This window comes from Bacillus altitudinis 41KF2b (assembly GCF_000691145.1).
Lineage (GTDB): Bacteria > Bacillota > Bacilli > Bacillales > Bacillaceae > Bacillus > Bacillus altitudinis.
Map to the genome: position 1 here is coordinate 207,056 of NZ_ASJC01000003.1, position 25,606 is coordinate 232,661.

A 25,606-nucleotide genomic window follows, 5' to 3' on the forward strand; every position below is an offset into this window, starting at 1 on the left:
TCTTCATTTTTTCGCCGGTGTTTCTATAGAGGCTCTTTTCCCTTCATGATGCCACTTTTCGTATAATCCACCGATCGCACGAAATGACTCATGGACTCTCTCCACAATCTGTTTATGGATACTAGGGTCATTAGGTAAATGTGTTTGGATGTTGTCCACTTGATATTGTCTCATCATGTCTAGATACACAGTTAGAAAGATGGTGTCTTCTAAAATCCAATATACGACTTCATCCGCCTCTTTTGTTCTTTTATGAAGCACTTTAATCCCTCGTTCATATTGAATAAGAATATAGCCGGATGGATCAATGTCGATATATGGACTCAAATCATCAAAAAAACCAGTCGTTTGAAAAGGACGCGCAACATACGGTTCATATATGTCTTGGGGAAGAGATGTCTTTTTGAGACAACTGTCAATGCGCTTTATGAGTTCGTCTTTTTGCAAGATTTGATTCATTCTGATTCGCCGCCTTTGATGAGTGAAAAGCTGTCAAGGTTTTCCCTGACAGCTTTCTAGAATGTATTCTTCATTTTACAGGAACATGTAAACGGCACCAATAACCGCAAAAGTGCAGGCAACTACAATTAATACTTTGGCTAGTTTTTCCATGTCGTCTCCTTAAATGCCGGCTGCAACTACATAAGACAGCCCAACAGAAATAATGAGTGAAATAAACCCGACCGCTCTATTATCATTCTCAATCTCTTTGTCTACTTTAAATCGTGGTGTTAAAAATTCAAAAATGAAATAGCTGACGAGCAGCATCACAAAGCCGTATACGCCCCATCCGACCATTTGAAGAAGCGAGTTGTGCTGGGCGATGGAATGCTGAAAGACATTGGCAATCCCAAAAATCTTCCCGCCGGTTGCCATAGCAACAGCTAAGTTCCCCCGCTGAATCTCTTCCCAGTTTTTATAGGAGGTCACGAGTTCAAATATGGTCAGAAATAAGACAAGACATAGGACGGCCACGCTGTAATAGGCGGCAATTTCCACAAGTTCATTTTCCCAAAAGGCTTTCATGCGTTTTCTCCTTTTTACTTTAATTCGACGATGGTGACGCCTGATCCTCCCTCGCCTTGTTCTCCAAAACGAGCATTTTTTACACTACGGTGCTGTTTTAATAATTCCTGGACCCCTTTTCTCAAGGCGCCAGTGCCTTTACCGTGAATGATCGACACACGCGGATAGCCAGCTAAGACGGCATCATCTAAGTATTTCTCGACTCTGCTTAAGGCATTCTCATACCGCTCTCCTCTTAAATCAAGCTCAAGTGATACATGATAGTCTTTTCCTTTGACCGCCGTGATGGCTTTCTCTTGCTTAAATTCCGGTGCTGATTTGATAAATTCCATATCTTTTTCTTTTACTTTCATTTTTAGAATGCCCATTTGGACACTCCATTCTTTGTTACCCGTTTGTTCGATGAGCGTTCCTTTTTGGCCAAACGTCAGCACTTTGACTTCATCGCCTGGCTTTAGCTGTCTTGCTGCTTTTTTCACCGGCTCTGGTTTTTTCTTACGGTCAAACTCAGGGACAGCTTCTTCAAGACGCTTTCTCGCATCAATGAGTTCATGTTCTTTAAACGAACGATGCTCACTTTTAATGGACCGAAGCTCTTGAATAATCTCTTCTGCTTCTTTTGTTGCTTGTTCAATTTTTTCTGCCGCTTTTTGTTCGGCTTCTTCCAGCAGTTTGTCCTTTTGTTCATTCCATTCAAGGATTTGTTTTTGCAATTCTTTATGGAGCTTCTCTGCTTCTTTTCTATAAAATTCCGTCTCATGCAGTTCTTCATCTGCTTGTTTTTTGCTGTCTTCTAATGAAGCAATCATCTGATCGACTTCATTATGTTCCGCATGCATATCTGCTTTTGCACGGTCAATTAAATGATGAGGCAGTCCTAGACGCTTGGAAATTTCAAATGCATTACTTCGTCCCGGCACCCCAATGAGCAAGCGATATGTGGGGGATAAGGTTTCAATATCAAACTCTACACTCGCATTTGTGACGCCTTCTCGGTTATATCCGTATGCCTTCAGCTCAGGATAGTGAGTCGTTGCGATGACGCGCGCATTTGTTTGATGAACTTCATCTAAGATGCTCATCGCAAGTGCTGCACCTTCAGCAGGATCTGTCCCCGCACCTAATTCATCAAATAACACAAGTGAATTAGACGTCAAATGTTTTAAGATATCCACAATATTGACCATATGAGATGAGAATGTACTCAAGCTCTGTTCAATAGACTGCTCGTCTCCAATATCAGCAAAGACTTGATCGAATACAGCCACTTCTGATCCTTCTTCGACTGGAATATGAAGACCTGCCTGCGTCATCAGCGTAAGAAGTCCAAGTGTTTTTAAAGTGACGGTCTTACCGCCTGTATTTGGACCTGTGATGACGATCGTAGAAAAATCTTTGCCTAGCTCAATATCATTTGCCACAACCTGATCTCGTGGCAATAGGGGATGTCTTGCCCGTTTTAAATAAATCTCCCCTTGGTTATTCACAGTAGGTTTTGTGGCTTTTTCTGCTTTTGCATATTTGGCTTTGGCGAAAATAAAATCTAATGTCTGAAGTTCATTCACATTATGAAGCAATTCATCAATGTGCTCTGACACACTCGCTGTCAGCATTTGCAAAATCTTTTCAATCTCTTGCTTTTCTTTTAGGCGAGTTTGCTGCAAGGTGTTATTTAAATCCACGACCACTTGCGGCTCAATAAAAAGAGTTGCGCCTGAAGAAGATTGATCGTGAACAATCCCCCCATAATTCGAGCGGTACTCTTGTTTTACGGGAATGACAAACCGATCATTACGAATGGTCACAATGGTGTCTGACAGCATTTTCGAGGCAGATTGTGAACGAATCATTGATTCTAATTTATCTCGTACTTTTGATTCTAGTGATCGTAACTGCGTTCGTATGGTGCGGAGGGCTGGCGTTGCGTGATCAAGCACTTCTCCATTATCACCAATACAGCTTTCGATTTCTTTTCTCACGTCTGGCAGTAAAATCAGCGATTCTGCATATGTATGAAGACGGGGTATCTCTACTCCGTCCTCATACATAGAGGCGAGAAAGTGCTTCATGTTTTTTGTGGTATATAACAGCGCCGCAATTTCCATCAGCTCAGAAGGGCTTAATATACTGCCTATTTCTGCTCGTTTGACGCCTCGTCTAATATCCGTTAACCCGCCAAACGGCGCAGATCCTTTTAAACGAATCACATCTTGCGCTTCTGCTACCTCTTCTAACAGATGCTGAATGCTCTCGATATCTGTGAGTGGTATTAAGTCCTGCGCTTTTTCTTTCCCTAAAGTCGAAGCAGTATAGGACATGACTTTTTCTTTTACTTTATGAAATTCTAATGATGCTAACACTTTTTGTTGCAGCATGGTCCAGCCTCCTAACGACTACCTGTCACGCGTTAAAAACTTTTTCATCTCATTGAGTGAAAATGTATTCACGACATTTGCTTTTGGTGTCCATCCTTTTCTTGCAGCTGTGACACCGACGTCCATATGATCGAGCATGGCGATGTTGTGTGCATCTGTGTTGATCATGATGTTCACACCCGCTTCGTTTGCTTTCATTAAATGCTCTGTTTTTAAATCCAGTCTTGACGGGTTGCTGTTGAGTTCCAGTGCAGTGCCCGTTTTTTTCGCAAGCTCTATGAGCTGATCAATATTTAAAGCATAGCCGTCTCGTCTACCGATCAAACGGCCAGTTGGATGGGCAATTAAATCCACATGCTGATTATTCAAGGCATTTTCTAGGCGCTCCATAATGACTTCCTCCGGCTGAGAGAAGCTAGAATGAATAGACGCAATGACAAAATCCATGTCTGCTAGAAAGTCATCATCATAATCTAACGATCCATCCGGCAGAATATCCATTTCGACCCCTTTGAAAATGTGAAAATGTTCGAATTCTTGATTCAGCTTGTCAATTTCTTTTGCTTGCAAACGCAAACGTTCTTTTGTTAAACCGTTTGCTACTTTTAAATATTGTGAGTGGTCTGTGATCGCCATGTATTCATAGCCTTTTGCGATACATGCCTCTGCCATTTCGCGAATAGAAAAAGCGCCATCACTCCATGTCGAGTGCATATGAAGATCGCCTTTGATATCTTTTCGTTCCACAAATTGCATACTTTCTTTATACGTATCAATCTCTGCTCCGGTTTCACGAATTTCTGGCGGAATGAGCGGAAGTTGGAAATGTGCATAAAAAGCGCTTTCGTCTTCAAATGTTTTCACATCCCCAGTTTCGATCGTTTCAACCCCATATTCACTAATACGCTCACCGCGCTCCTTCGCAAGCTGTCGCATACGAATGTTATGATCTTTTGAGCCAGTGAAATGGTGCAGCGTTGTTGCAAATTGGTCTGTTGTCACAAGGCGGAAATCTACACTGATTTCAAAATCTAGTGCAAGTATGACCGATACCTTCGTATCACCGCTCGCAATGACATCTTTGACATCATCAAGAGCAACAAGTTGTTCTCTCACTTGTTCAGGGTTATCAGTCGCAATGATGTAATCTAAATCTTTAACCGTTTCACGCGCACGTCTTAAACTGCCCGCTCTTGAAAAACGGATGATTCCCTCCATCTGTTCCAGCGCATCATCAATTCGCTCTGCCACATCTAATGCAAAACCAATTGGCAGTCGTTCTGGCTGCTTTCCCGCCTCCTCAAGAGCGGCAAGAATCTTTTCTTCTGTTTTTTTGCCAAACCCAGCAAGCGTTTGTACTTTTTCCGCTTCACATGCTTCTTTTAAAGACTGTGCATCGTGAACACCAAGCTCTTGGTAGAGCTTAGCAATCTTCTTCCCGCCGAGTCCTTGCAATTTTAAGAGGGGGACAAGTCCTTCAGGCACTTCTTTTTTTAATTGTTCGAGTGTTTCAGACTGTCCTTTTTCGATATACTCTGTGATCACAGCAAAGGTTCCTTTGCCAATACCGGGTAATGCTAATAGGTCATCTATTTGAGAAAGGCTGCGGTCATCTTGTTCCAGTGCCGCAGCTGCTTTACGAAAGGCAGAAATTTTAAAAGGATTGTCTCCTTTTAGCTCCATATAGACTGCAATTGTTTCAAGAAGTTTGATAATATCTTTTTTATTCATCTCTCATCCTCCAGCCGCTTTGGCATCTTCCTATATAAATATACAAACTTTCCCTTCATCCGACAACTTTCTGTCATGGAATGAGAAAAAACTTCTCCAAGAAAGGAGAAGTTCTTAAACTCCATACGTCGACCAGAGGTCTTTGACAAGACCGGACAGGTAAGGGGTGCTATTTACGATCACATCTGCTAACATTGATTTGCTCATCATCGTTTGAAGCGCATCGACTGGAAGTAATGCGGCCACAAACAATAAAATAAACACAAATAGATAGGTTTCAAGAAATCCTAAAACAGCGCCAAGCAGTTTGTTGACCTGTTTAATCACAGGGATACTTGCAATGGTTGTGAGCAATCCGCCGATGATAGCGAGCAGGATTTTGGTCAAGATAAACAGAATGATAAACGCAATGGTATTATAATAAGCTGTTTCTAGATTCCCACTAAAGAAAGCAAGCTGCGCTTGACCGCCGCTAAAATTAGGTGCTGGAATCCACGTAAGCTGTGGTGCAAGTGACTGATAAAACAGAGAAGCCACTAAAATAGAAACAACAAAGCTAATCAATTTAATAAATTGAAGAATAAACCCGCGTTTTAGACCGACAAGCGTTCCCATAAGAAGCAAAAACAAAATGATGATATCGATCACGGTAATTTCATTCCTTTTCTTTTAGATGAAGCTCTAGTTTTTCGTATTGCTCTTTTAATTTCAAGTAGTCGTGGACGACATTGACTGCTGTCAGTACAGCTAATTTGTTTATATCAAGGTATGGATTTTTTTCATTGATTTCTCTCATTTTATCATCAACAATTGAAGCAACATGTCGCATATGCATCTTCGTTTCTTGACCGATGATCGTATAGGACTGTCCGTAAATCTCAACTGTTGTTTTCGTTTTACCGCCGTCAGACAACGTTTCTCCTCCATTCCACGAGAATCCTAGTCTCTATCATAACATGTTTAGACATTGAATGGAAAGACGAGCCCTTCCCTGTTATGGTACACTTTAGAAATCAATGATATCAAGGTAAAAAGGAGTTATCCACTGTGCCCCAATCCGTCTTAAAAGCAACATCAGAAGACATGAAAAAAATGAAGAGCGTGTACGCTCAGCATTTAACTGACACTTTGCCGCCAGGCGCTCTATTTCAAGCAAAGGTTCCCGGCTGTACGATTACAGCTTACAAATCTGGAAAAGTGCTGTTCCAAGGACAAAAGGCAGAAGCTGAAGCGAGTCAGTTCAACCATTTACAAGCAACTGAAACAAAAAGCAAAAAAACACCATCCATCACACAGTACAGCCCACCACCCGGCATTGCTTCCATGTCGGTTATTGGCTCAGATGAGGTCGGTACTGGCGATTATTTTGGACCCATTACGGTCTGTGCGGCTTATGTTGATTCCAGTCAGCTTGCTCTCATGAAAGAGCTCGGGGTGAAAGACTCAAAAGGACTCAAAGATCCGCAGATTATCAACATTGCCAAAGACTTGATCAAAACCATCCCGTTCAGCCTTCTCGTGCTTCGGAATGAAAAATACAATGCGATGCAGGAAAAGGGCATGAGCCAAGGGAAAATGAAGGCACTGCTTCATAACCAAGTCATCACCTCCGTGCTAGAAAAACTGGATGGCAAGAAACCAGAAGCCATTCTCATTGACCAATTTGCCGAACCAGGCATTTATTTCAGGCATCTTGCGGGGAAAAAGATCATTCGAGAGCGTACATATTTTAGTACGAAAGCAGAAGGCATTCACTTATCAGTTGCTGCAGCTTCTATTATTGCAAGGTATGCTTTTTTAATTGAAATGGATAAATTATCAAAAGCAGCGGGCTTTGACATTCCAAAAGGGGCCGGTCCGCATGTTGACAAAGCGGCAGCAAAGCTGATGAAACAGCACGGCGAAGAGGCTTTACGCCAATTTACAAAACTTCATTTTGCCAACACCCAAAAAGCGAAAAAATGGTTATAATCAAAAAAGAGCTATCGCCCATAAGGTGATAGCTCTCAGATTGTTGACAAAGGGCTAAAATGAACTTGATTTTAGCCCTTTGTCTTCTTTTCAGCGTGATAGAAAACCTTTGCAGCCCTAGGAAGGACGAGCACTGGCACAGAGCGAATTTGACATTCGTGAGTACCAGCGCGCAGGACTGACAAAGAATGCGAGGGTTTGTCTACACGCTAAGAGCTATCGCCCATAAAGCGATAGCTCTTTTGATTATCCGCGCAAGACGGCTTGATACGTATCTTCTAATGCTTTCAATACGTTTGTATGAACAGCCGTGACTTCTTCCTCAGTCAACGTTTGTTCTGGGTTTAAATATTGCAGAGAGAATGCAACAGACTTTTTACCTTCTTCCATATGCTCACCCTCATACACATCAAAGACGGAAAGGTCTGTGAGCAATTGTCCGCCAGCTTCATAAATGACTTGCTCCAGCTGTCCGCTTGAAATATGCTGATCGACGACAAGTGCGATGTCTCTAGTCACTGCTGGGAATCTCGGAATAGCCGTATATTTCATATCCTCTGTTTCAGACGTCATTACATCTGTTAAATCAAATTCAAATACATACGTTTCTTTTAAATCTAATTCCTTTTCCACTACTGGATGAAGTGCAGCTACAAAGCCAATCACTTTTCCATTTAAATGAACATCGGCTGTACGTCCTGGGTGAAGGCCCTCACGCTCTGCTTGAACATACGTGATCTCTCCTGATACACCAAGCTTTTCAAACAGCCCTTCTGCAATACCCTTCGCTACATAAAAATCGACAGCTTTTTTCTCGCCCTGCCAAAGATTTTTATGCCATAAGCCTGTCAGCGCACCAGCGACATGTTCTTTCTCCACCGGTTTTGCCCCTTCAGCTTCTGCTAAGAACACAGAACCCGTTTCATAAAAGGCAAAAGAATCAGCTTGTCTTGCTAAGTTATATGCAACAGAATCAAGTAAGTTTGGCAGAAGGCTTTGTCTCAGCACACTTCGTTCCTCACTCATCGGCAAGGAAAGTCTTGTTTGATAAGCTGGATTTAAAGCAAAGGCTGTGGACTTATGCTGATTCGTTAATGAATACGTAATCGCTTGAGAAAGCCCTGCGCCCTCTAAGAAACGTCTCACCTTTCTGCGCTTCACTTGGTATGGCGTGAGACCGCCAACGGTACCAGCTGTCGCAGGGAGTGTAGATGGAATATTGTCGTAGCCGTATAACCTCGCGACTTCTTCAATGAGGTCTTCTTCAATCGTAATATCCATTCTGCGGGAAGGAACCGTTACAACAAGCACATCATTTGATTCGCCCACTGTAAAGCCTAGTTTGTTGAAAATCTGAATCATATCTTCTTTTGAAATGCTCATACCAAGCACCTTGTTCACACGCTCAGTTGATACGTGGATGACATTCATACTTGTTTCAAGGTGGTTTTCCTCCACAGTCCCGCTTAACACTTCACCACCTGCATAGATGCTGATCAATTGTGCTGCTCTTTCGGCTGCTGATTTCGTCCGCTGCGGATCGAGCCCTTTTTCAAATCGTGTGCTTGATTCACTGCGAAGCCCTAAGTCTCTAGATGCTTGACGGACGGTTTGACCGTTGAAATATGCCGCTTCTAAAAGAATCGTTGTCGTCTCATCACGCACCTCTGATTCAAAACCGCCCATGACACCTGCAACAGCATGCGCTTTTGTGCCATTTGTAATGACAAGATGCTTCGAAGACAATGTACGTTCTTGTTCATCTAGAGTTTGAATCATTTCATTTTCAGCCGCTTTACGTACGACCACCTGCTTTGAACCAAACCGGTCATAATCAAAGGCATGTAGTGGTTGACCGTATTCAAGTAAGACAAAATTCGTAATATCCACGACGTTGTTAATTGGGCGGATACCTGCATTCATCAATCTTGTTTGTATCCAAAGTGGTGCTGGTCCAATCTTTACATTTTTAATGATCTTCGCTGCATAAAGTGGATTCGCTTCTTGATCCTCAATTTTAACAGAAATATAGTCTGCTGCTTTTTCAGAAGAAGTGTCATGTGCTGTATCAGGAAGCTTGATGTCACTCCCTAAAATGGCGGCAACCTCATAAGCGACACCTAGCATATTAAGGGCATCAGCACGGTTTGGTGTTAAGCCAAGCTCAAGTACCGCGTCATCTAATTGAAGTGCTTGAAGGGCATCATCCCCTGGTTTCACGTCATTCGGGAAAACAAAGATGCCTTCTGCATATTCTTTTGGTACGAGCTTGCTCTCTATGCCTAATTCTTGCAGAGAACAAATCATGCCATGAGACTCTTCACCGCGCAGCTTTGCTTTTTTAATTTTAAAGTTTCCAGGAAGGACTGCACCAACCGTTGCGACAGCCACATGCTGTCCTTTATCCACATTTGGAGCCCCGCATATAATTTGCACCGGTGCGTCTTCGCCGATATCAACAAGACATTTGTTTAATTTATCCGCATTCGGATGCTGTTCACGTTCAATGACGTGTCCAACGACAACGCCTTTGATGCCTTCGCCTTTATACTCAACGGCTTCCACTTCAATTCCGCTTCTTGTGATTTTCTCTGCTAATTCATCCGGCTGAATGCCTTCTAAATCGACATAGTCCTCTAACCATTTATATGAAACAAACATGTTGATTTCCTCCTCTTAGTCCTGCTTAAATTGCTTCGTGAATCTAATATCATTTGTGTAGAAATGACGAATGTCATCTATGCCGTATTTGAGCATCGCAATACGTTCAACACCCATTCCAAAAGCAAAGCCTTGGTAAGTATCTGGATCAAATCCGCTCATTTTTAATACATTCGGGTGAACCATTCCTGCACCTAAAATTTCAATCCAGCCTGTTCCTTTACATACGGAACAGCCTTTCCCGCCGCATTTAAAGCATGACACATCAACTTCAACGGAAGGTTCTGTGAATGGGAAAAAGCTTGGGCGCAGTCTAATTTCACGATCTTCCCCAAACATTTTTCTTGCGACTGTCTCAAGCGTCCCTTTGAGGTCACTCATGCTAATATTGTGATCTACCACAAGTCCTTCAATCTGCATGAATTGATGCGAGTGAGTGGCATCATCGCTGTCACGTCTATATACCTTACCAGGGCAGATGATTTTCACAGGGCCTTGGCCTTTATATTTCTCAAGTGTACGTGCTTGAACGGGTGATGTTTGTGTTCTCATGAGTGTGTCTTCAGTAATATAGAAGCTGTCCTGCATATCACGCGCCGGATGTTCTTTTGGAAGATTGAGCGCTTCAAAGTTATAGTAATCTGTTTCCACCTCAGGGCCCTCTTCAACGGTATAGCCCATTCCGATAAATAAATCTTCAATATCTTCTACGACAATCGTTAATGGATGTCTTGCCCCGATTTTGATCGGACTTGCTGGCAATGTGACATCAATGGTTTGAGAAGCCAGTTTCTTTTTCACTTCTTCTGCTTCTAGCTGCTCATTTTTTTCAGCAATGGCACCAGCAATCTGCTCTCTCACTTCATTTGCAAGTGCGCCCATTTTTGGTCTTTCTTCAGCGGAAAGCTTGCCCATTCCGCGCAGCACTTCTGTAATCGGACCTTTTTTCCCTAAATATTGAACACGAATGTCATTGACTTCTTTGAGCGAGCTGGCTGCTTCTACCTTCGCTATCGCTTCTGTTTCAAGCTGTTTTAACGTTTCTTGCATGAGTGTCATCCTCCTTTTAATATACAAAACCGTCTGAATAAACGGGTGTTTGATTGTTTGAAGACAATAAAAAAACCCGCCCCTCCAAAAAAGAAGGGACGAGTTGTGGTCGCGGTACCACCCTTGTTAAGCACAAATACATGTGCGAATAAGCTTCATTGACATAACGGAATCAAACGAATCCGGTCCACCTTTACGCAAAACCTGCGGTCCCGGTGACAACTCCAGAGGTGAATTCCTGTTTCAGCATTCCTTAAATGCACTTTCAGTCTACGATGCATTCTCCCTATTAGGACGCTCCGTGAAACAATCTTCCTCTATCATGGTTTTTAAAATATTAGTTTCATTATAGTGAAAAATAGGACGTGTTGCAACACTATCCGCGCAAATGATAGACAAGAACCGCTGCTGCCACAGCTACATTTAAAGATTCTGCCTGGCCGTACATTGGAACATATAAATTTTGATCTGTCATTTGAAGAATCTCTGGATCAATACCTGCTCCCTCGTTGCCTACAATTAGCGCAAATGGACCTTCTGATGCTATGTGTCTATACTCTTTCGCATTTTTTAAAGCAGTGCCATATACAGGTATACCTTGCGCCTTTAATGCTGGAATTGTCTGTTGAAGTGTTTGTTTTAAGATAGGCAGGTGAAAATGAGACCCTTGTGCTGAACGGAGCGTTTTTCCGTTAAACGCATCAACGGTTCCGTCTCCTAGGATCACAGCATCAAGCCCCGCTGCATCTGCTGTCCGAATGAGGGTGCCTAAATTCCCCGGATCCTGTACTGCATCTAACAGAAGCATTCGTTCATACTTTTTCTCCTCAAATACAGGAATTGTACAAACCGCTGCGATTTGCTGAGGTGTTTCCGTTTCCGTCATTGCAGTAAAAGCCTCTTCACTTAATTCATACAGCTCAATGTCAGGCTCGATGTCCGCAGGGAGCATGTCAGGCGTTGTGATCATTAACTCTTTTACAACCCCGCTTTTCAATGCTTCTTCGACTAAGTGTTTTCCTTCAACAAGGAACAGCCCTGTTTTCGTTCGTTCTTTTTTTGTATGGAGCTTTTTCCATTGTTTAATGTGTGCGTTTTTAGCTGATTCTATATATTTCAAGCGACTTTAACTCCTTTAAATATCATGAATTTATTATATCTCAAGCACACTACATAATAAACCTGTCTTTGAGACAGAATAGGGCTATCACCATCAAAAAAGGAGTGTGGGCAATGGATTTTAATTTAAGAGGCGCAGTGATTCAAAACATTACTGGCCATAATCAAGAGCAGCTTGAGCATACGATTTTAGATGCGATTCAAAGCGGCGAGGAAAAAATGCTGCCAGGTCTTGGCGTTTTGTTTGAGGTGTTATGGCAAGAGGCATCAGAAGATGAAAAAAATGAAATTCTTGAAACATTAGAGCAGGGCTTAAAGCCTGAACATCAGCAATAACAAGAAGCCGGTTTGCTTATTTATGAGCAAGCCGGCTTTGTTCATTTAGCCAGTGATTGGCGTCTCCATTCGAAGAGCTGGATCGCGCCAAATCTCGATCCATTTTTTAATAGCGAACACGATAATGACAAAACCTAAAATCAGCATAATCATCGAAAGCACGGCATTCAGTACACTGTAGCCAGATGCTTCAAGATTGAGATAGACATTCACAACCATCCAATAACCCGCATAATTCACCGTCACATATAAGTAAGCAAGTGGAATTAAACAAGTCAACATATACCGCCTTTTATCCGCAATTTTTAACACAACCGTCGCCCCAATGATTAATCCGACCGAGGCCATTAGTTGGTTTGACACACCAAAGAGTGCCCAAATGGACCCAATGTCTCCAGAGTAAAGCAAGTATCCCCACATAAAACAAGCAAGTGCACTTGCAAAGACTGACCCTGGTACCCAGTCATTTCGTTTCAGTGGTTTATATGCTTCTCCAAAGAAGTCTTGGATCAAATATCGCGCGACACGGGTTCCTGCGTCAATCGCCGTTAAAATAAAGACGGCTTCAAACATAATCACGAATTGGAAGAAATAAGAGGCCAAATGACTAAAGAACGGAATACCCGTAAAGATGTACGCCATCCCTACAGCTAATGTAACAGCTCCACCTGTTCTTCCTTCTAAGTCAAGACCGATTTCTTTGCTTAGTTGAGGAAGATTCTCGACACTCATACCAAGCGTACGGAACACTTCAGGTGTACTATTAATTGCAAAATAATCTCCCGGATGAAGCGCAGTAGCGGCAATTAACGCCATAATTCCCACTAAACATTCTACGAGCATCGCGCCAAACGCCACCGGCTTCATATCACTCCAACGATCTAGCATTTTTGGCGTTGTGCCTGAGCCAACAAATGCATGAAAACCAGAAATCGCGCCACAAGCAATGGTAATCGAAATAAAAGGCCATACAGGTCCAGCTAAGACAGGCCCTCCTCCATTTACAAACTCCGTAAACGCCGGAAATTGGATGGTTGGATTAACCACAAAGATTCCCGCAATCAGCGCAATGAAAACACCAATTTTCATAAAACTGCTTAAATAGTCTCTTGGTGCCAAAAGCAACCAAACCGGCAGGGCCGCAGCAAAGAACGCATAGATTGGCAGGGCAAGAGCAAGCGTTTTTGTATCAAGTGTTAACAAATCTCCAAGTGCTGTTCCTTGAATATTCGGTCCAAGGAATACCCCCAACATCAGTAATATGAATCCCGCAGATGTCGCCAGCTTTAAATTGCCTGTCTTTTTATAATAAAGGCCGACTCCCATCGCTATTGGAATGGTAATACCAACTGCAAAGGTTCCCCAAGGATTTCGTTCTAAAGCATGAAGCACAACCATGGACAGTCCTGCCATTGTAATTGTAATAATAAATAACATGGCGAGCCCTGTGCAAAATCCTGCCACAGGACCAAGCTCCTCTTTCGCTACCTCTGATAGTGATTTCCCCTTTTTCCGCATCGAAGCAAACAAGACCACGAGATCATGAACAGCTCCGCCAATCACCGCTCCAATTAAGAGCCAAAGGAGACCAGGTAAATACCCAAATTGTGCGGCTAAAATCGGACCAACTAATGGACCAGCAGCGGCAATTGCAGCAAAGTGATGCCCAAATGTGACCCATTTGTTTGTTGGCACATAATCTTTCCCATCCTCGAGTGCATGAGCCGGTGTAGGATGATCATCTGTGACCTTTAGTACCTTCACCATCATAAACGTGCCATAGAGGCGATAGGCAATCGCTAAAATACACATCGATCCTATCACAATTGAAACCGCATTCATTTAACCATCCCCTTTGTATAAACAATTTGTTACAAATATAACATAAATTGAGTGATTTTTCTTTCTTTTAAAACCAAGTTGACAAATAGGAATAATTGATTTAATCTAAAATAAGCTTCACCTACTTCCATAAACTCTCTTTTAACAGAGCCTCAATTGGCTCTGTCCTTTTTATTGATTTCATCTTACATAAATACAAGAAGGATCACATGTGCCTTCCTCACTAGAAAAATATCACTTCATTTACTGAAAACAGTTCTTTTGACACAACTTACATTCCAACGTTCATTTCCTGGGAAATTCAACGCAATTAAAAAACCTTTCCCCATACTGAGGAAAGGTTTCATCATTAAGAACCGTACGTAATTTGTTCGACCGTTTTTTGATCAAGTCTTTTGATGACTTCTGTTAAAAGCTTCACCGCATTTTCATAATCATCTCGATGAATCATAGCTGCATGGGTATGAATATATCTGCTTGGAATTCCGATGGATAGTGATGGAACACCATGACCTGTTAAGTGAATACCTCCAGCATCTGTTCCTCCACCTGGCATGGAATCATATTGATAAGGAATGTTTAATTCATCTGCAGTTTGGACAACAAAATCGCGAAGCCCTTTATGAGAAACCATGGAAGCGTCGAATACGACAATCGTTGGTCCTTTGCCAAGTTTGCTTGTTGCTTCTTTTTCAGTAATACCTGGTGTATCACCTGCTACTCCAACATCAATAGCAAATCCAATATCAGGCTGGATGGTAGCTGCAGCTGTTTTAGCTCCGCGTAAGCCAACTTCCTCTTGGACAGTTGCTACACTGTATGCAATATTTTCATGCTGAGTATCCTTTAAATTCTTCATGACATCAATCGCTACTGCACAGCCGATACGGTTGTCCCAGGCTTTTGCAAGAAGCATTTTTTCGTCATTCATTACCGTAAACTCAAAGTAAGGTACGATTTGATCTCCAGGGAGGACGCCCCATTCCATTGCCTGTTCTTTGCTCGAAGCCCCAATATCAATGAACATATCTGTGATTTCGATTGATTTCTTTCGTGCTTCTGGTGATAAGACATGTGGCGGTTTAGAACCAATCACACCTGTAATGTCTCCTTTTTTCGTCACAATGGTGACACGCTGCGCCAGCATCACTTGAGACCACCAGCCACCGACCGTTTGAAAACGAATATAGCCTTTGTCATCGATTTTTGTCACCATGAATCCTACTTCATCTAAGTGACCAGCAAGCATCACTTTAGGCCCATTTGCATTTCCTTCCTTCTTAGCAATTAAGCTGCCAAGGCGGTCTGTAGAGACTTCATCCGCATATGTTTCTATGTATGACTGCATGACTTTTTTTACATCACGTTCATTTCCTGGAATCCCTTTTGCATCCGTTAGGTCTTTCAGCATAGTTAATGTTTGATCTAGTTTTGTCATTCTGTGTATCCTCCTTTTTCTTCATGGTGCATTCTTATTATACAAAACCTCTTTCGTTCAATACGATCTTTTTATGAATATTTTTTCGTTAATCGAAATATTTTTTTTAAAAAAAGTTGAAACCTTTTGACTTTCTCATTCGTAGTACATCAGATAACGGTATTGGAGGTGCATCCTGTCATGTTTGTCATCCTCATTAGACTTGCTCTTGTTGCATTGCTTGTCTATATTTTCTACATGGCGGTAAAATTCTTCTCAAACCCGAGAAGAAAGCTGAAACAAGCACAATTAAAAGAAGGCTTTTATTTTATGGACGAACAGCAAAATGCCCGTAAAAATTTTAATTTCGTCTATAAAGGTGTCTTGTTTGAAGGGGAGAAGCATGTTCCTTCTAAGGATCATCCTCTGTTTGTCCACTCCATTTACGTTTGGACCGAGTCACCTGAGAAGCTAAATGAATTCACATTAGAAGACTTTGAAAAACTTGAGGAAAACATCATTGAACGGTATCCTCAAACAAAAATTGATTGGGATCAGCCCATCAAAAAAATCAAACAAAAAAAGGGAGCAGACACGCCGACTTAACGGCGTCTGCTCCCTTTTCAGATGAGATTGAGATAGACCAATATCACCAATTGGACAACAATTAAAGCAGGCATACCCATTTGAAAGGCAGGATGCTTCGTTTTATGACGGAAATACTGCATGCCAAGAAATGACCCAGCAGCACCAAAAAGTACTGCGGCACTCCATAAGTGCGCTTCTGATATTCTCCATTTGTGTGCTTTCGCCCGGCGTTTATCCTCTCCCATGAGACAAAACCCATAGACATTGACCAAGATGAGCAGCACGATCAGAGCGATATTCATTGATTTCACCTCACATGATGAGAAAAAAAGATCACTCCTTGGCGGAATGATCTTTTATATGACTTACTTGTCTAGTTGTGCTTTTGCAGCATCAGCAAGCTGGTTGAATGCGTTTAGGTCATTCACAGCAAGATCAGCAAGCATTTTGCGGTTTACTTCGATACCAGAAAGCTTTAAGCCATGCATTAAACGGCTGTAAGAAAGACCGTTCATACGAGCTGCAGCATTGATACGAGTGATCCATAGTTTACGGAAGTCACGTTTTTTCTGACGACGGTCACGGAAAGCGTAGTTTCCAGATTTCATCACCTGTTGGTTTGCTACTTTATATAATCTATGTTTTGAACCGAAATAACCTTTTGCTAATTTAAGAACCTTTTTACGACGCTGACGCGACACAGTTCCGCCTTTTACTCTTGGCATTGTAATTCCCTCCTATGTTTCCTATTCCAGATTACTTGATGTTTGCAAGTTGTTGTTTGATACGTTTGAAATCTCCAGCACTTACGATTGCGCTCTTACGCAATTTACGTTTTTGCTTTGTAGATTTGTTAGCGAACAAGTGACTTGTGTACGCATGAGAACGTTTAAGTTTACCAGAACCTGTTTTTTTGAAACGTTTAGCAGATCCGCGGTGAGTTTTCATTTTTGGCATTGGATGTTTCCTCCCTCTGTTACTTTTACTTTTCGACTTTTGGTGCAAGCATGAGGAACATGCTACGTCCGTCCATCTTAGGTTTTGTTTCTACTGTTGCTACTTCAGCGCAAGCTTCAGAGAAACGGTCTAACACGCGCTGTCCGATTTCTTTATGCGTAATCGCACGGCCTTTAAAGCGGATAGAAGCTTTCACTTTATCTCCCTTTTCAAGGAATTTGATTGCATTACGGAGCTTCGTGTTAAAATCATGTTCATCGATTGTCGGGCTCAACCGAACTTCTTTTAAGCTAATGATTTTTTGATTCTTACGTGCCTCTTTTTCCTTCTTCTGTTGTTCGAATCGGAACTTACCATAGTCCATGATTCGGCAAACAGGTGGTTTTGCATTTGCAGCAACTAACACAAGGTCAAGATTGGCTTTCGTAGCAATTTCCAGAGCTTCCTGGCGGGTTTTAATCCCAAGCTGATCGCCATTTTGTCCGATCAAACGAACTTCACGCGCACGAATACCTTCATTAACTAATTGATCTTTGCTAATAGTGAGCCACCTCCATGAGATTTTGAATTGAGTTCACAATTCATTTTGACCATTTCGTTGTATGTTTTACAGGCAAACAAAAAGTGTGGGCATATAAAACACCCACACTGCGAACATTTGCATGAAAAAATAAATGTACGGTCAACCTGTCAACTACAAACATGTGTCAATCAGGTGAGAAGCGGGTGCTTCTGCTTGTGATATCTATTCAATTCGTTAACTATTCTACACAATTTTCATTTGTCCGTCAAGTAACCGAACTCTTGAAACAACTTTTTCATTTTAGCATGACGAAATGATTTGAGCAAGACTTATTTAAAAAGAAATAAAGTCTCTTCAAATCCTTCAATTTTTCATTAACACACCGATATAAATCAAGTTGTATACATAAATAAACCAAAATATAAATCATATTCCATATAAAAAAGGGTATTATATCTATTTTTTCAAAAAAATGATTGATTTTATAATTCTTTAGTCTTATCATTGGTGAGGTATTCAAATTCATTTAATAAAATAAGGAAAAGTAGGGGATTTATTTGAAAAAGTTTTTTAAGATTGGGTGTCTTAGTATCATTATTCTCATTTTGATTATTATCTTTGTATCTTGTATGGCTGGGGGCGGCAGCAAAAAAGATAATACATCAAATACTGGTTCTAAAAATGCAGTAACGAGTAGCGAAAAGAAAAATGATAAAGAAAAAACGCATAAAATTGGAGATAAAGTAGCAGTCGAAGACTTTACTTATCAAGTAAACAGCGTAACAGAAGCGAAATCTTTACAAAAACAGTATATGAGCGATGTAACGACAGACGGCAAATTCGTGATTGTTGAAGTAACGGTCATAAATACAGGTAAAAAAGATAGAACGGTAGATACTGAGATGTTTAGGTTAATTGGCAAAGACGGTACAGAATACAAATCACTCGCAACAAATAACATGTATGTCAATGATATCGATTCAAGTTTCTTCTTAAAACAAATAAATCCTAAATTATCTAAAAAAGGTAAAATTGCTTTTGAAGTTCCAAACGAAAAGAAATTCTCGCTTCAAGTCTCATCAGGACTAGGATGGACTGGCGGTAAGTATAAGACCATTGATTTATCAAAATAATGTAAGAGTGCACATTTTTGTGCACTTTTTTTATTACTAAATAATCTATTTAAACTCTAAAACTTCTATTGTAAAATGAACATGAGCCTGTCACATGCAATTGAGGGTAACTACATACATAACAAGGGAGAAGATCATGAAAGCCGTATTTTTCGATTTAGATGATACTTTGCTTTGGGATGAAAAAAGCATTCATACCACTTTTCAGGAAACATGCAGGGAAGCGGAAAAGAAATATGGACTTGATCCAGAATCGTTTGAACAGATTGTGCGTGAAGAAGCAAGAAAGCTGTACTCTTCTTATGAAACATATGATTATACTGTCATGATTGGAATTAATCCTTTTGAAGGACTGTGGTCCAATTTTAGTGAGCCGATTAGCGAAGGCTTTCAAAAGCTGAACGCCCTTGCACCAGAGTATCGCAAAAACGCTTGGACGAACGGCTTAAAAGAGGCAGGAATTGACGATGAAGTATTTGGTCAATACTTAGCAGATTTCTTTGCAGCAGAGCGCAGAAAACGCCCGTATGTCTATGAAGAAACGTATCCTGTTTTAGAGCGCCTGAAGGGCAGCTATGAATTACTCCTTTTAACAAATGGAGATCCTAGTCTGCAAAAAGAAAAACTTGCAGGTGTCCCGGAACTTGCCCCTTACTTTAATGAAATTGTGATTTCAGGAGATTATGGGAAAGGAAAGCCTGATCCTGGCATCTTTGAGCACTGCCTTCAGCTGTTAAATCTCACAAAAGATGACGTCATCATGGTAGGAGATAATCCAAAAACAGATATTCTCGGAGCTTCTCGCGTAGGCATTCAAACCGTTTGGATCAATCGTCATGGCAAGAAAAATGAAACAGATGTGACACCAGATTATGAAATTAAAGACTTACACGAATTGTTTGATATTTTAAAATAAACCATAGGAAAAACACCCTTCTCCTGATTGAGATTGGGTGTTTTTTCGTTTTCGGCTAAACAATTGCTGCTAGACTTTGTGCTTGTCGATCTAAGCCGCGTGCTGCTTTTCCTACATTCATGAATTCCTCGCTTGCCTGCTTGACAAGATCCCGGTTTGTAAACACGCTTGTCTTTGCACGGCTTGTTCCGTTGCTGACCTTTTCAACTTCTAAATGGATCGCCTTCACATAACGATCCACCTTTACGATCGCTTCCTTTGAATCTGTCGCAAGCTTACGGATTTCTGCCGCTACGACACTAAAGCCATTTCCATAGGAACCCGCATGCGCAGCTTCTATGGCCGCGTTCAATGCGAGCAGCTGCGTTTGGGAAGCGATACTGTTAATCGTTGTAGCAATTGAGCTGATCGACTCCACCTGCTCTGTTAGCCCTTCTAGCAAACTCATGTTTTGATCCGTTTCACTCGCAATATGTTCAAAAGAAGCATTTACACTTTGACTATGCTGGATGCCGATTTCCGCTCGCTCCATTAATTTTGCAGACATATCCTTTAGGTCTTCTACTACCTGCTTCATTGTGTTTTCTCTCTCCGTAATATCTGTTGCCACTTTCACGACGGCCACTACGTTCCCCTCTTCATTGAGCACTGGTGTATACGTCGCTTCAAGCCATAAGGTGTCACCGTACTTCGTGATCCGCTGCACCTTTTCCTGAAACACTTGACCATTCTTCAAACGCTTCCAAAACATTTGATAACTTGCGTCTTCTGCAATATGCGGAGGACAAAACTGTCTATGCTTTAAACCAATCATTTCTTCCTTTGTATATCTCATGGCTTTTGCAAAAATATCATTGACCCATAGTACCTTACCTGTGACATCAAATTCAATCATCGCCAGTGAGTGCTCTAGCGCACGAAGCACAGCTGATTGCTCCAATACTTGTGTTGATGAAGTGTTTGTTGTTTGAATCATCGCTTTCATTCCCCCAATTTGCCTCTATCTAATAGTACATACTTACCCATACTTTCGTACTATCTAAACGTATCATTTGCGCACTTGGATCACCAGTGGAGAATTTTTTTCCATAAGAAAAAAGCCAGCAACCTCAAGAGATGAGATCACTGACTGTTTCGTTTGCCTTCATTATTTTTTTGCTTCTGCGACTGCATGTTTCACAAAAGCTTCGAGGTCCATTGTTTCTGAATCTTGTTCCCCATATTTTCTTACATTGACCGCGCCATTTTCTGCTTCTTGATCACCGACAACCAGCATGTACGGAATCTTTTGCATTTGCGCTTCTCTAATTTTGTACCCTATTTTTTCATCACGACTGTCTAGTTCTACACGCAGTCCTTCAAGCTGCAAACGTTCTTGCACTTTTTTCGCGTAATCTAGATGGACAGATGGTGAAACCGGGATGACTTGGAATTGTACAGGTGCCAGCCATGTTGGAAGAGCTCCTTTGTATTCTTCAATTAAGAAGGCAACGAAGCGTTCCATTGTGGACACAACTCCTCTATGAATGACAACCGGACGATGATGTTTTCCATCTTCTCCGATATATGTGAGATCGAAACGCTCTGGAAGTAAGAAGTCTAGCTGTACAGTAGACAAAGTCTCTTCTTTTCCAAGGGCCGTCTTTACTTGGACGTCAAGCTTCGGACCATAAAATGCCGCTTCGCCTTCTGCTTCATAGTAGTCATGTCCAAGCTCGTCCATTGCATCTTTCAGCATGGACTGCGCTTTATTCCACATCGCATCATCGTCAAAATACTTCTCTGTATCCTCTGGATCACGGTAAGATAAGCGGAACGTATAATCATTTAAGCCGAAGTCTTGATACACTTCTTCAATTAAACGAACTGTGCGGATGAACTCATCTTTGATTTGATCTGGACGAACAAAGATATGGGCATCGTTTAATGTCATCCCGCGAACACGTTGAAGGCCGGATAAAGCGCCTGACATTTCATAGCGGTGCATTGTTCCAAGCTCTGCAATCCGAATTGGCAGTTCACGATAGCTATGAGGTTCATTTTTATAAATCATCATATGGTGCGGGCAGTTCATTGGACGAAGGACAAGATCTTCGTTGTCCATTTCCATGACCGGGAACATATCTTCTTGATAATGCGCCCAGTGGCCTGATGTTTTATACAATTCCACACTCGCAAGAACGGGTGTATACACATGCTCATAACCAAGGCGTACTTCTTTATCAACAATATAACGCTCAATGACGCGGCGGATTGTTGCCCCTTTTGGCAGCCAGAGCGGAAGACCTTGGCCCACCTTTTGAGAGTTCGCAAACAGTTTCAATTCTTTTCCTAGTTTACGGTGATCGCGCTCTTTTGCTTCTTCAAGCAGACGTAAATGCTCGTTTAATTCTTCTTTACTGAAGAAAGCTGTTCCGTAAATACGCTGAAGCATTTGGTTGTTACTGTCGCCTCTCCAGTAAGCACCTGCAAGGCTTAACAGCTTGAATTCTTTGATTTTCCCTGTAGACGGCAAGTGAATGCCGCGGCATAGATCGAAGAATTCACCCTGCTCATAAATTGTGACAGCTTCGCCTTCCGGGATTGCCTCTAACAACTCGAGCTTCAATTCATCGCCAATTGCTTCAAAGCGTGCTTTCGCTTCTTCTCTTGAAACTTCAATGCGCTCAATCGGCAAATTGCTGTTAATGATTTTTTTCATTTCTTTTTCAATCTTTGGTAAATCTTCAGGTGTAATCGCTACATCGATGTCGACATCATAGTAAAAGCCATTTTCGATGACAGGGCCTACGCCAAACTGGACGTGATGCTCTTTTCCATAAATGCGTTTGATTGCCTGTGCTAGTAAATGCGCTGTGCTGTGGCGCATAATATCGAGCGCTTCTTCACTCTTATCTGTGATGATCTCGATTGTTCCACTTTCTAACAGCGGCGTACGCAGATCTATTTCTTTGCCGTTCAATTTACCGGCAAGCGCTTTTTTCTTTAGGCCTGGGCTGATTGATGCCGCGATGTCTTCTGTTGTAGCTGTTTTGTCAAACTCCTTGACTGCTCCATCGGGAAATGTAAGTTGAATTTGTTCTGACATCTCTAGTCACTCCTTTTTTTGGCAATATAAAAACCCCGCCCCCTGGAAAGGGACGAGGTTGAATAAACGGAATCGTGGTTCCACCCTTTTTCCCGTATTTGCAGCTTGCTTTGTCAAAAGCAAATACGGCTTGTGGTTCAATAACGGGAATTCCCGTCAGCTATTACTAAACAGTTCACAGCTGATGTTCAAAGGTGGTAAAGCAAATGGTCCTCTGCTAGGAAGCTTTCAGCCGCGGCTTCCCTCTCTTTAAGCGGGTGTTCATTTGTTCATGTCCTTATCAATACGGTCTCTGTATGAAGTTACACCGTATTATAAAACGTTTTTTCGTGAAAATCAAGAAAGCTTTTCACTTTTCTTTTCCAAATGGCTAGGAACAAATTGTACATGCTGTTCTTGAAACGAATGAGGCGGGAATACCTCGACTCTTTCTTGAAAAATATTTTGAATGGTTTGCACCATCGAGTGACCTGTATCATCTGTAAATAGGTCAATTTTTTGTGGCGCAATGGATACTAGCGGTGCAATCAACTGCGAATCAATATACATTGGATGCTCTCTTACAAACTGTCTGTCTATGTATTGTTTTTGATCACGCTCAGAAGCGTACCGAAATTCCCAAATCATCAGGCGGTCCTGATGCACAACATGTACTTTTTCAAGCTTAGGTTCTCTTGACATCACATAGTCTCGAAGGGATTGAATAAAGTTTTGATATTCTTGTTCCATTTTATATTCTTCGATGGATACTTCAACATAGTTCTTCAGCCTTCTGTCATACGCTGAGAGCCTAAATGTCATAAATGAACCAATGGAAAAAACACCTTTCTGTAAAGAAATCGTCTCAAGCTCTTTTTTTAACAGATCCTCCCTCGGCGGGTCTTGATGAATTCCAGGGATATCATCTAGATCCCCTTTCATGATGCTATGGGCGATTGAAAGAATTTGGTGCTGCTCTTCTGGATCTTTAAATAAGTATGTGTTTTCAAGGATGCTGCGCATGCGTTCATTTTCTTTGCATTCCAAAAAAAAGTGAATCAGCAATGTCCGCACAATGTGCTCTATGGCTTCTCCTGATTTCTTCGCTTCTATGAGAAGCCGGTCTTTCCCTTGTTGAATCGAAATGTGATGCCGACTGTCCAAGTGTTCAGCAAGATGTAAAAAAGCGGCGGTATCATATTCATCTTCAAAGATTATTTCAAGCATGTTTGTCCCCCCTAACGACATCTGTTACATATATATGGGGGGAACATAAAAAATAGACGCCTAAAATAAATCAGGCATCTTTCTTTTTAAAATCAGTGGCACTGAGATAAAGATCAAATAAATCAAACAAACAATCGCTAAGGCGGCATAATTTCCGCTCACAAAGCTTGATCCAAGGACATTTAACGCCACAGTACCAGGTATTAATCCTAAAAAAGTCGCTGCCGCAAATGCACGGTAATTCGCACGTGAAGCTGCTGCGGCATAACTGACAAAATCAAAGTGAATGGGTGCAATGCGTAATAAGAGGATATAAAGAAATCCATGTTCTTGAATACGGGACGTCACCGCTTTTAGCTTCCGATTGCTTGATTCAGTTTCTTGCTTGTTTGAACGGAAGGTTGAGGCAAGCAGGAAAGATCCTGTTGCACCTGCTGTCGCACCAGCTAAGGCATAAATGGTCCCAAGGACACTGCCGAATGCCAAACCCGCTGCTAGCGAAAAGACGGTGAGAGGGACAAGCACAAATGGACGAAAAAGTGATAAGAAAAGAAAGACAAAGGGAGCCAGCATCCCAAATTGAAGAATCCAATTCTTCACATCTTTCGGCGACAGTTGAAGATGCTGTTTGTTGAGCCACCATAGCACAGCAGCTAGAATGCCAATCACGAGAAAAAGCAGCCATTTTCTTTTGTTCATCTCATCCGCTCCCCTTCACGTGACCTATCTTTTTATAAATGACGGCGATTTTCCCCTTCAAGCAGAACTGGTTCAGCTAGGTAGAGAATACGTTCCATTAATCGAGCTGCCTTCACCTCTTCTTTTTCCCCGCGCTGTGAGTACGTAAAGTGATGCTTTAACTCATTCGGTGAGAAATTAGAAGAGAAAAAAGTCGGCAGCTGCTCTGCCATGCGGTATTGCAAGATTGTTCCTAAAAGTTCATCTCGTACCCAGCTTGTCATCGACTCTGCTCCAATATCATCAAGCATTAAAATTGGTGTTGATTTGACCATATTCAGCTTCTCTTCGAGTGTATGATCGGCTAATGAATTTTTTAATTCTCTCACAAATTCAGGCACGTATACAAGGAGAGATGGATACTCTTTTACCGCTAGCTGCTGCGCAATTGCTGCCAGAATAAATGTTTTTCCGACCCCAAACTTTCCATGTAAATAGAGGCCTTTGCCCTTACCTGTTTCATCATAACTTTGCAGGAATTGACCTACTTTTTGAATGACTTCTTGTCTTCCAACCACATTTAAATCAGCAAACGTCGCTTGAAGAACATTCTGCGGAATGTACATGCTTTTCATGAGTTCTTGCTGTTTTTTCTGTCTATCAAGCCGCAGTTTGACAGGACAAGGGGAATATTCAATATCAATGCTCTGACCTTTGATCACAAGCTTCGGGTGATACCCGTCTAAAATGACATTTACATTCTCTTCCTCTAAGCAGTAAGAACAGCCCTTTGATTGTTGTACATATTCAAAGAGCCTGTTCAAGCTGCGATTGATCATGTCTTCTTGGATGTCCTCTTGATGCTCCTTTAAGAAAGCTTTTACATCTTCATCAGCTAGGACACTTTCTTTAATCTGATTGTATCTCACGCGAAAATCTACCCGCCCTTTTAGCTGATCAAATGAACGACCGATCGGTTTCATCTCCAT

At 41.6% G+C, this 25,606-nt stretch carries 25 protein-coding genes and 2 other annotated features; of the genes, 5 read left to right on the top strand and 20 right to left on the bottom strand.

Translation table 11 applies throughout. The features are described 5' to 3' along the window. Window positions 1-3: 3 nt before the first annotated feature. The 6 genes from BA79_RS07320 to zapA form a co-directional block, all read right to left on the bottom strand. Window positions 4-459 (bottom strand): Imm63 family immunity protein, encoded by a 456-nt coding sequence (locus BA79_RS07320; RefSeq protein WP_035701944.1) that lies wholly within the window; start codon window positions 457-459, stop codon window positions 4-6. Window positions 460-621: 162 nt separating this feature from the next. Next, the gene (locus tag BA79_RS07325; RefSeq protein ID WP_007501637.1) at window positions 622-1,026 is read right to left on the bottom strand and encodes a DUF350 domain-containing protein; all 405 of its coding nucleotides are present in this window, start codon (window positions 1,024-1,026) and stop codon (window positions 622-624) included. Between the two features lie 14 nt (window positions 1,027-1,040). Then, window positions 1,041-3,398, bottom strand: a complete 2,358-nt coding sequence (locus BA79_RS07330; protein ID WP_035702186.1) for an endonuclease MutS2 — start codon at window positions 3,396-3,398, stop codon at window positions 1,041-1,043. A 21-nt stretch (window positions 3,399-3,419) separates the two neighbouring features. Continuing rightward, window positions 3,420-5,132 carry a DNA polymerase/3'-5' exonuclease PolX gene (gene polX / locus BA79_RS07335; protein WP_017358250.1) on the bottom strand — a complete coding sequence of 571 codons (1,713 nt, stop codon included), beginning with the start codon at window positions 5,130-5,132 and terminating at the stop codon, window positions 3,420-3,422. 114 nt (window positions 5,133-5,246) lie between these two features. Beyond that, window positions 5,247-5,780, bottom strand: a complete 534-nt coding sequence (locus BA79_RS07340; protein WP_025207758.1) for a CvpA family protein — start codon at window positions 5,778-5,780, stop codon at window positions 5,247-5,249. Between the two features lie 7 nt (window positions 5,781-5,787). After that, entirely contained in the window at window positions 5,788-6,045 is a 258-nt protein-coding gene (gene zapA / locus BA79_RS07345) for a cell division protein ZapA (protein ID WP_008345998.1), read from the bottom strand. 134 nt (window positions 6,046-6,179) lie between these two features. Here zapA and rnhC point away from each other — a divergent pair, with 134 nt between their 5' ends. Continuing rightward, window positions 6,180-7,103, top strand: a complete 924-nt coding sequence (rnhC, locus tag BA79_RS07350) for a ribonuclease HIII (protein WP_008346000.1) — start codon at window positions 6,180-6,182, stop codon at window positions 7,101-7,103. A gap of 246 nt (window positions 7,104-7,349) precedes the next feature. Here the strand turns inward: rnhC and pheT are convergent, their stop codons facing one another. The 3 genes from pheT to BA79_RS07365 all read right to left on the bottom strand — a co-directional run bounded on the left by pheT (window position 7,350) and on the right by BA79_RS07365 (window position 11,934). Then, window positions 7,350-9,764, bottom strand: coding sequence for a phenylalanine--tRNA ligase subunit beta (gene pheT, locus BA79_RS07355; RefSeq protein ID WP_035701947.1), 2,415 nt, complete (start codon window positions 9,762-9,764; stop codon window positions 7,350-7,352). Between the two features lie 15 nt (window positions 9,765-9,779). Continuing rightward, entirely contained in the window at window positions 9,780-10,814 is a 1,035-nt protein-coding gene (pheS, locus tag BA79_RS07360) for a phenylalanine--tRNA ligase subunit alpha (RefSeq protein WP_008346004.1), read from the bottom strand. A 376-nt stretch (window positions 10,815-11,190) separates the two neighbouring features. Beyond that, the gene (locus BA79_RS07365; RefSeq protein WP_035701950.1) at window positions 11,191-11,934 is read right to left on the bottom strand and encodes a TrmH family RNA methyltransferase; all 744 of its coding nucleotides are present in this window, start codon (window positions 11,932-11,934) and stop codon (window positions 11,191-11,193) included. 113 nt (window positions 11,935-12,047) lie between these two features. On the opposite strand from BA79_RS07365, the gene sspI reads away from it, so the two are divergent. Continuing rightward, complete coding sequence (gene sspI, locus BA79_RS07370) at window positions 12,048-12,269, top strand: small acid-soluble spore protein SspI (protein WP_008346010.1); 222 nt, start codon at window positions 12,048-12,050, stop codon at window positions 12,267-12,269. A 45-nt stretch (window positions 12,270-12,314) separates the two neighbouring features. On the opposite strand, the gene cstA is transcribed toward sspI, so the two are convergent. Both cstA and BA79_RS07380 read right to left on the bottom strand, forming a co-directional pair. Then, a complete protein-coding gene (gene cstA / locus BA79_RS07375; RefSeq protein WP_035701952.1) occupies window positions 12,315-14,111 on the bottom strand; it encodes a carbon starvation protein CstA in 1,797 nt (598 codons plus the stop codon). 349 nt (window positions 14,112-14,460) lie between these two features. Continuing rightward, window positions 14,461-15,549: a M42 family metallopeptidase gene (locus tag BA79_RS07380; protein ID WP_017358255.1), complete on the bottom strand. Its 1,089-nt coding sequence runs from the start codon at window positions 15,547-15,549 to the stop codon at window positions 14,461-14,463. Between the two features lie 180 nt (window positions 15,550-15,729). Between BA79_RS07380 and BA79_RS07385 the strand changes: the two genes are divergently transcribed. Beyond that, window positions 15,730-16,134 carry a hypothetical protein gene (locus BA79_RS07385; protein WP_008346017.1) on the top strand — a complete coding sequence of 135 codons (405 nt, stop codon included), beginning with the start codon at window positions 15,730-15,732 and terminating at the stop codon, window positions 16,132-16,134. 17 nt (window positions 16,135-16,151) lie between these two features. Here the strand turns inward: BA79_RS07385 and BA79_RS07390 are convergent, their stop codons facing one another. From BA79_RS07390 to infC, 4 genes are all read right to left on the bottom strand, one after another. Further along, window positions 16,152-16,418: a DUF1294 domain-containing protein gene (locus tag BA79_RS07390; RefSeq protein ID WP_008346019.1), complete on the bottom strand. Its 267-nt coding sequence runs from the start codon at window positions 16,416-16,418 to the stop codon at window positions 16,152-16,154. Between the two features lie 63 nt (window positions 16,419-16,481). Then, a complete protein-coding gene (gene rplT, locus BA79_RS07395; RefSeq protein WP_007501659.1) occupies window positions 16,482-16,841 on the bottom strand; it encodes a 50S ribosomal protein L20 in 360 nt (119 codons plus the stop codon). A 31-nt stretch (window positions 16,842-16,872) separates the two neighbouring features. After that, window positions 16,873-17,073 carry a 50S ribosomal protein L35 gene (gene rpmI / locus BA79_RS07400; RefSeq protein WP_003216324.1) on the bottom strand — a complete coding sequence of 67 codons (201 nt, stop codon included), beginning with the start codon at window positions 17,071-17,073 and terminating at the stop codon, window positions 16,873-16,875. A 25-nt stretch (window positions 17,074-17,098) separates the two neighbouring features. Continuing rightward, entirely contained in the window at window positions 17,099-17,614 is a 516-nt protein-coding gene (infC, locus tag BA79_RS07405) for a translation initiation factor IF-3 (protein WP_024718649.1), read from the bottom strand. A 71-nt stretch (window positions 17,615-17,685) separates the two neighbouring features. Then, window positions 17,686-17,817, bottom strand: a sequence feature (ribosomal protein L20 leader region). Between the two features lie 336 nt (window positions 17,818-18,153). On the opposite strand from infC, the gene BA79_RS07410 reads away from it, so the two are divergent. Then, on the top strand, window positions 18,154-18,729 hold the full coding sequence (locus BA79_RS07410) for a DUF4352 domain-containing protein (RefSeq protein WP_035701957.1): 576 nt from the start codon (window positions 18,154-18,156) through the stop codon (window positions 18,727-18,729). 136 nt (window positions 18,730-18,865) lie between these two features. Further along, window positions 18,866-19,645: an HAD family hydrolase gene (locus BA79_RS07415; RefSeq protein ID WP_035701960.1), complete on the top strand. Its 780-nt coding sequence runs from the start codon at window positions 18,866-18,868 to the stop codon at window positions 19,643-19,645. Between the two features lie 55 nt (window positions 19,646-19,700). Here BA79_RS07415 and BA79_RS07420 read toward each other — a convergent pair whose 3' ends face one another. From BA79_RS07420 to dnaI, 5 genes are all read right to left on the bottom strand, one after another. Continuing rightward, on the bottom strand, window positions 19,701-20,621 hold the full coding sequence (locus BA79_RS07420; protein ID WP_019743725.1) for a methyl-accepting chemotaxis protein: 921 nt from the start codon (window positions 20,619-20,621) through the stop codon (window positions 19,701-19,703). Between the two features lie 171 nt (window positions 20,622-20,792). Next, the gene (thrS, locus tag BA79_RS07425) at window positions 20,793-22,733 is read right to left on the bottom strand and encodes a threonine--tRNA ligase (protein WP_007501674.1); all 1,941 of its coding nucleotides are present in this window, start codon (window positions 22,731-22,733) and stop codon (window positions 20,793-20,795) included. Window positions 22,734-22,778: 45 nt separating this feature from the next. Then, window positions 22,779-23,026, bottom strand: a binding site (T-box leader). Between the two features lie 43 nt (window positions 23,027-23,069). Beyond that, window positions 23,070-23,939 (bottom strand): putative sporulation protein YtxC, encoded by an 870-nt coding sequence (gene ytxC / locus BA79_RS07430; protein ID WP_008346029.1) that lies wholly within the window; start codon window positions 23,937-23,939, stop codon window positions 23,070-23,072. Between the two features lie 60 nt (window positions 23,940-23,999). After that, complete coding sequence (locus BA79_RS07435) at window positions 24,000-24,638, bottom strand: TVP38/TMEM64 family protein (protein ID WP_008346032.1); 639 nt, start codon at window positions 24,636-24,638, stop codon at window positions 24,000-24,002. Window positions 24,639-24,670: 32 nt separating this feature from the next. Beyond that, window positions 24,671-25,600, bottom strand: coding sequence for a primosomal protein DnaI (gene dnaI / locus BA79_RS07440; protein ID WP_008346034.1), 930 nt, complete (start codon window positions 25,598-25,600; stop codon window positions 24,671-24,673). Window positions 25,601-25,606 lie beyond the last annotated feature (6 nt).

Bases quoted from the DNA above. Each gene is read 5' to 3' on its own strand.
- BA79_RS07320 (WP_035701944.1), bottom strand. From the start codon at position 459: ATGAATCAAATCTTGCAAAAAGACGAACTCATAAAGCGCATTGACAGT.
- BA79_RS07325 (WP_007501637.1), bottom strand. From the start codon at position 1,026: ATGAAAGCCTTTTGGGAAAATGAACTTGTGGAAATTGCCGCCTATTAC.
- polX (WP_017358250.1), bottom strand. From the start codon at position 5,132: ATGAATAAAAAAGATATTATCAAACTTCTTGAAACAATTGCAGTCTAT.
- pheT (WP_035701947.1), bottom strand. From the start codon at position 9,764: ATGTTTGTTTCATATAAATGGTTAGAGGACTATGTCGATTTAGAAGGC.
- pheS (WP_008346004.1), bottom strand. From the start codon at position 10,814: ATGCAAGAAACGTTAAAACAGCTTGAAACAGAAGCGATAGCGAAGGTA.
- sspI (WP_008346010.1), top strand. From the start codon at position 12,048: ATGGATTTTAATTTAAGAGGCGCAGTGATTCAAAACATTACTGGCCAT.
- cstA (WP_035701952.1), bottom strand. From the start codon at position 14,111: ATGAATGCGGTTTCAATTGTGATAGGATCGATGTGTATTTTAGCGATT.
- BA79_RS07380 (WP_017358255.1), bottom strand. From the start codon at position 15,549: ATGACAAAACTAGATCAAACATTAACTATGCTGAAAGACCTAACGGAT.
- BA79_RS07385 (WP_008346017.1), top strand. From the start codon at position 15,730: ATGTTTGTCATCCTCATTAGACTTGCTCTTGTTGCATTGCTTGTCTAT.
- BA79_RS07390 (WP_008346019.1), bottom strand. From the start codon at position 16,418: ATGAATATCGCTCTGATCGTGCTGCTCATCTTGGTCAATGTCTATGGG.
- rplT (WP_007501659.1), bottom strand. From the start codon at position 16,841: ATGCCAAGAGTAAAAGGCGGAACTGTGTCGCGTCAGCGTCGTAAAAAG.
- rpmI (WP_003216324.1), bottom strand. From the start codon at position 17,073: ATGCCAAAAATGAAAACTCACCGCGGATCTGCTAAACGTTTCAAAAAA.
- BA79_RS07415 (WP_035701960.1), top strand. From the start codon at position 18,866: ATGAAAGCCGTATTTTTCGATTTAGATGATACTTTGCTTTGGGATGAA.
- BA79_RS07420 (WP_019743725.1), bottom strand. From the start codon at position 20,621: ATGATTCAAACAACAAACACTTCATCAACACAAGTATTGGAGCAATCA.
- thrS (WP_007501674.1), bottom strand. From the start codon at position 22,733: ATGTCAGAACAAATTCAACTTACATTTCCCGATGGAGCAGTCAAGGAG.
- ytxC (WP_008346029.1), bottom strand. From the start codon at position 23,939: ATGCTTGAAATAATCTTTGAAGATGAATATGATACCGCCGCTTTTTTA.
- BA79_RS07435 (WP_008346032.1), bottom strand. From the start codon at position 24,638: ATGAACAAAAGAAAATGGCTGCTTTTTCTCGTGATTGGCATTCTAGCT.
- dnaI (WP_008346034.1), bottom strand. From the start codon at position 25,600: ATGAAACCGATCGGTCGTTCATTTGATCAGCTAAAAGGGCGGGTAGAT.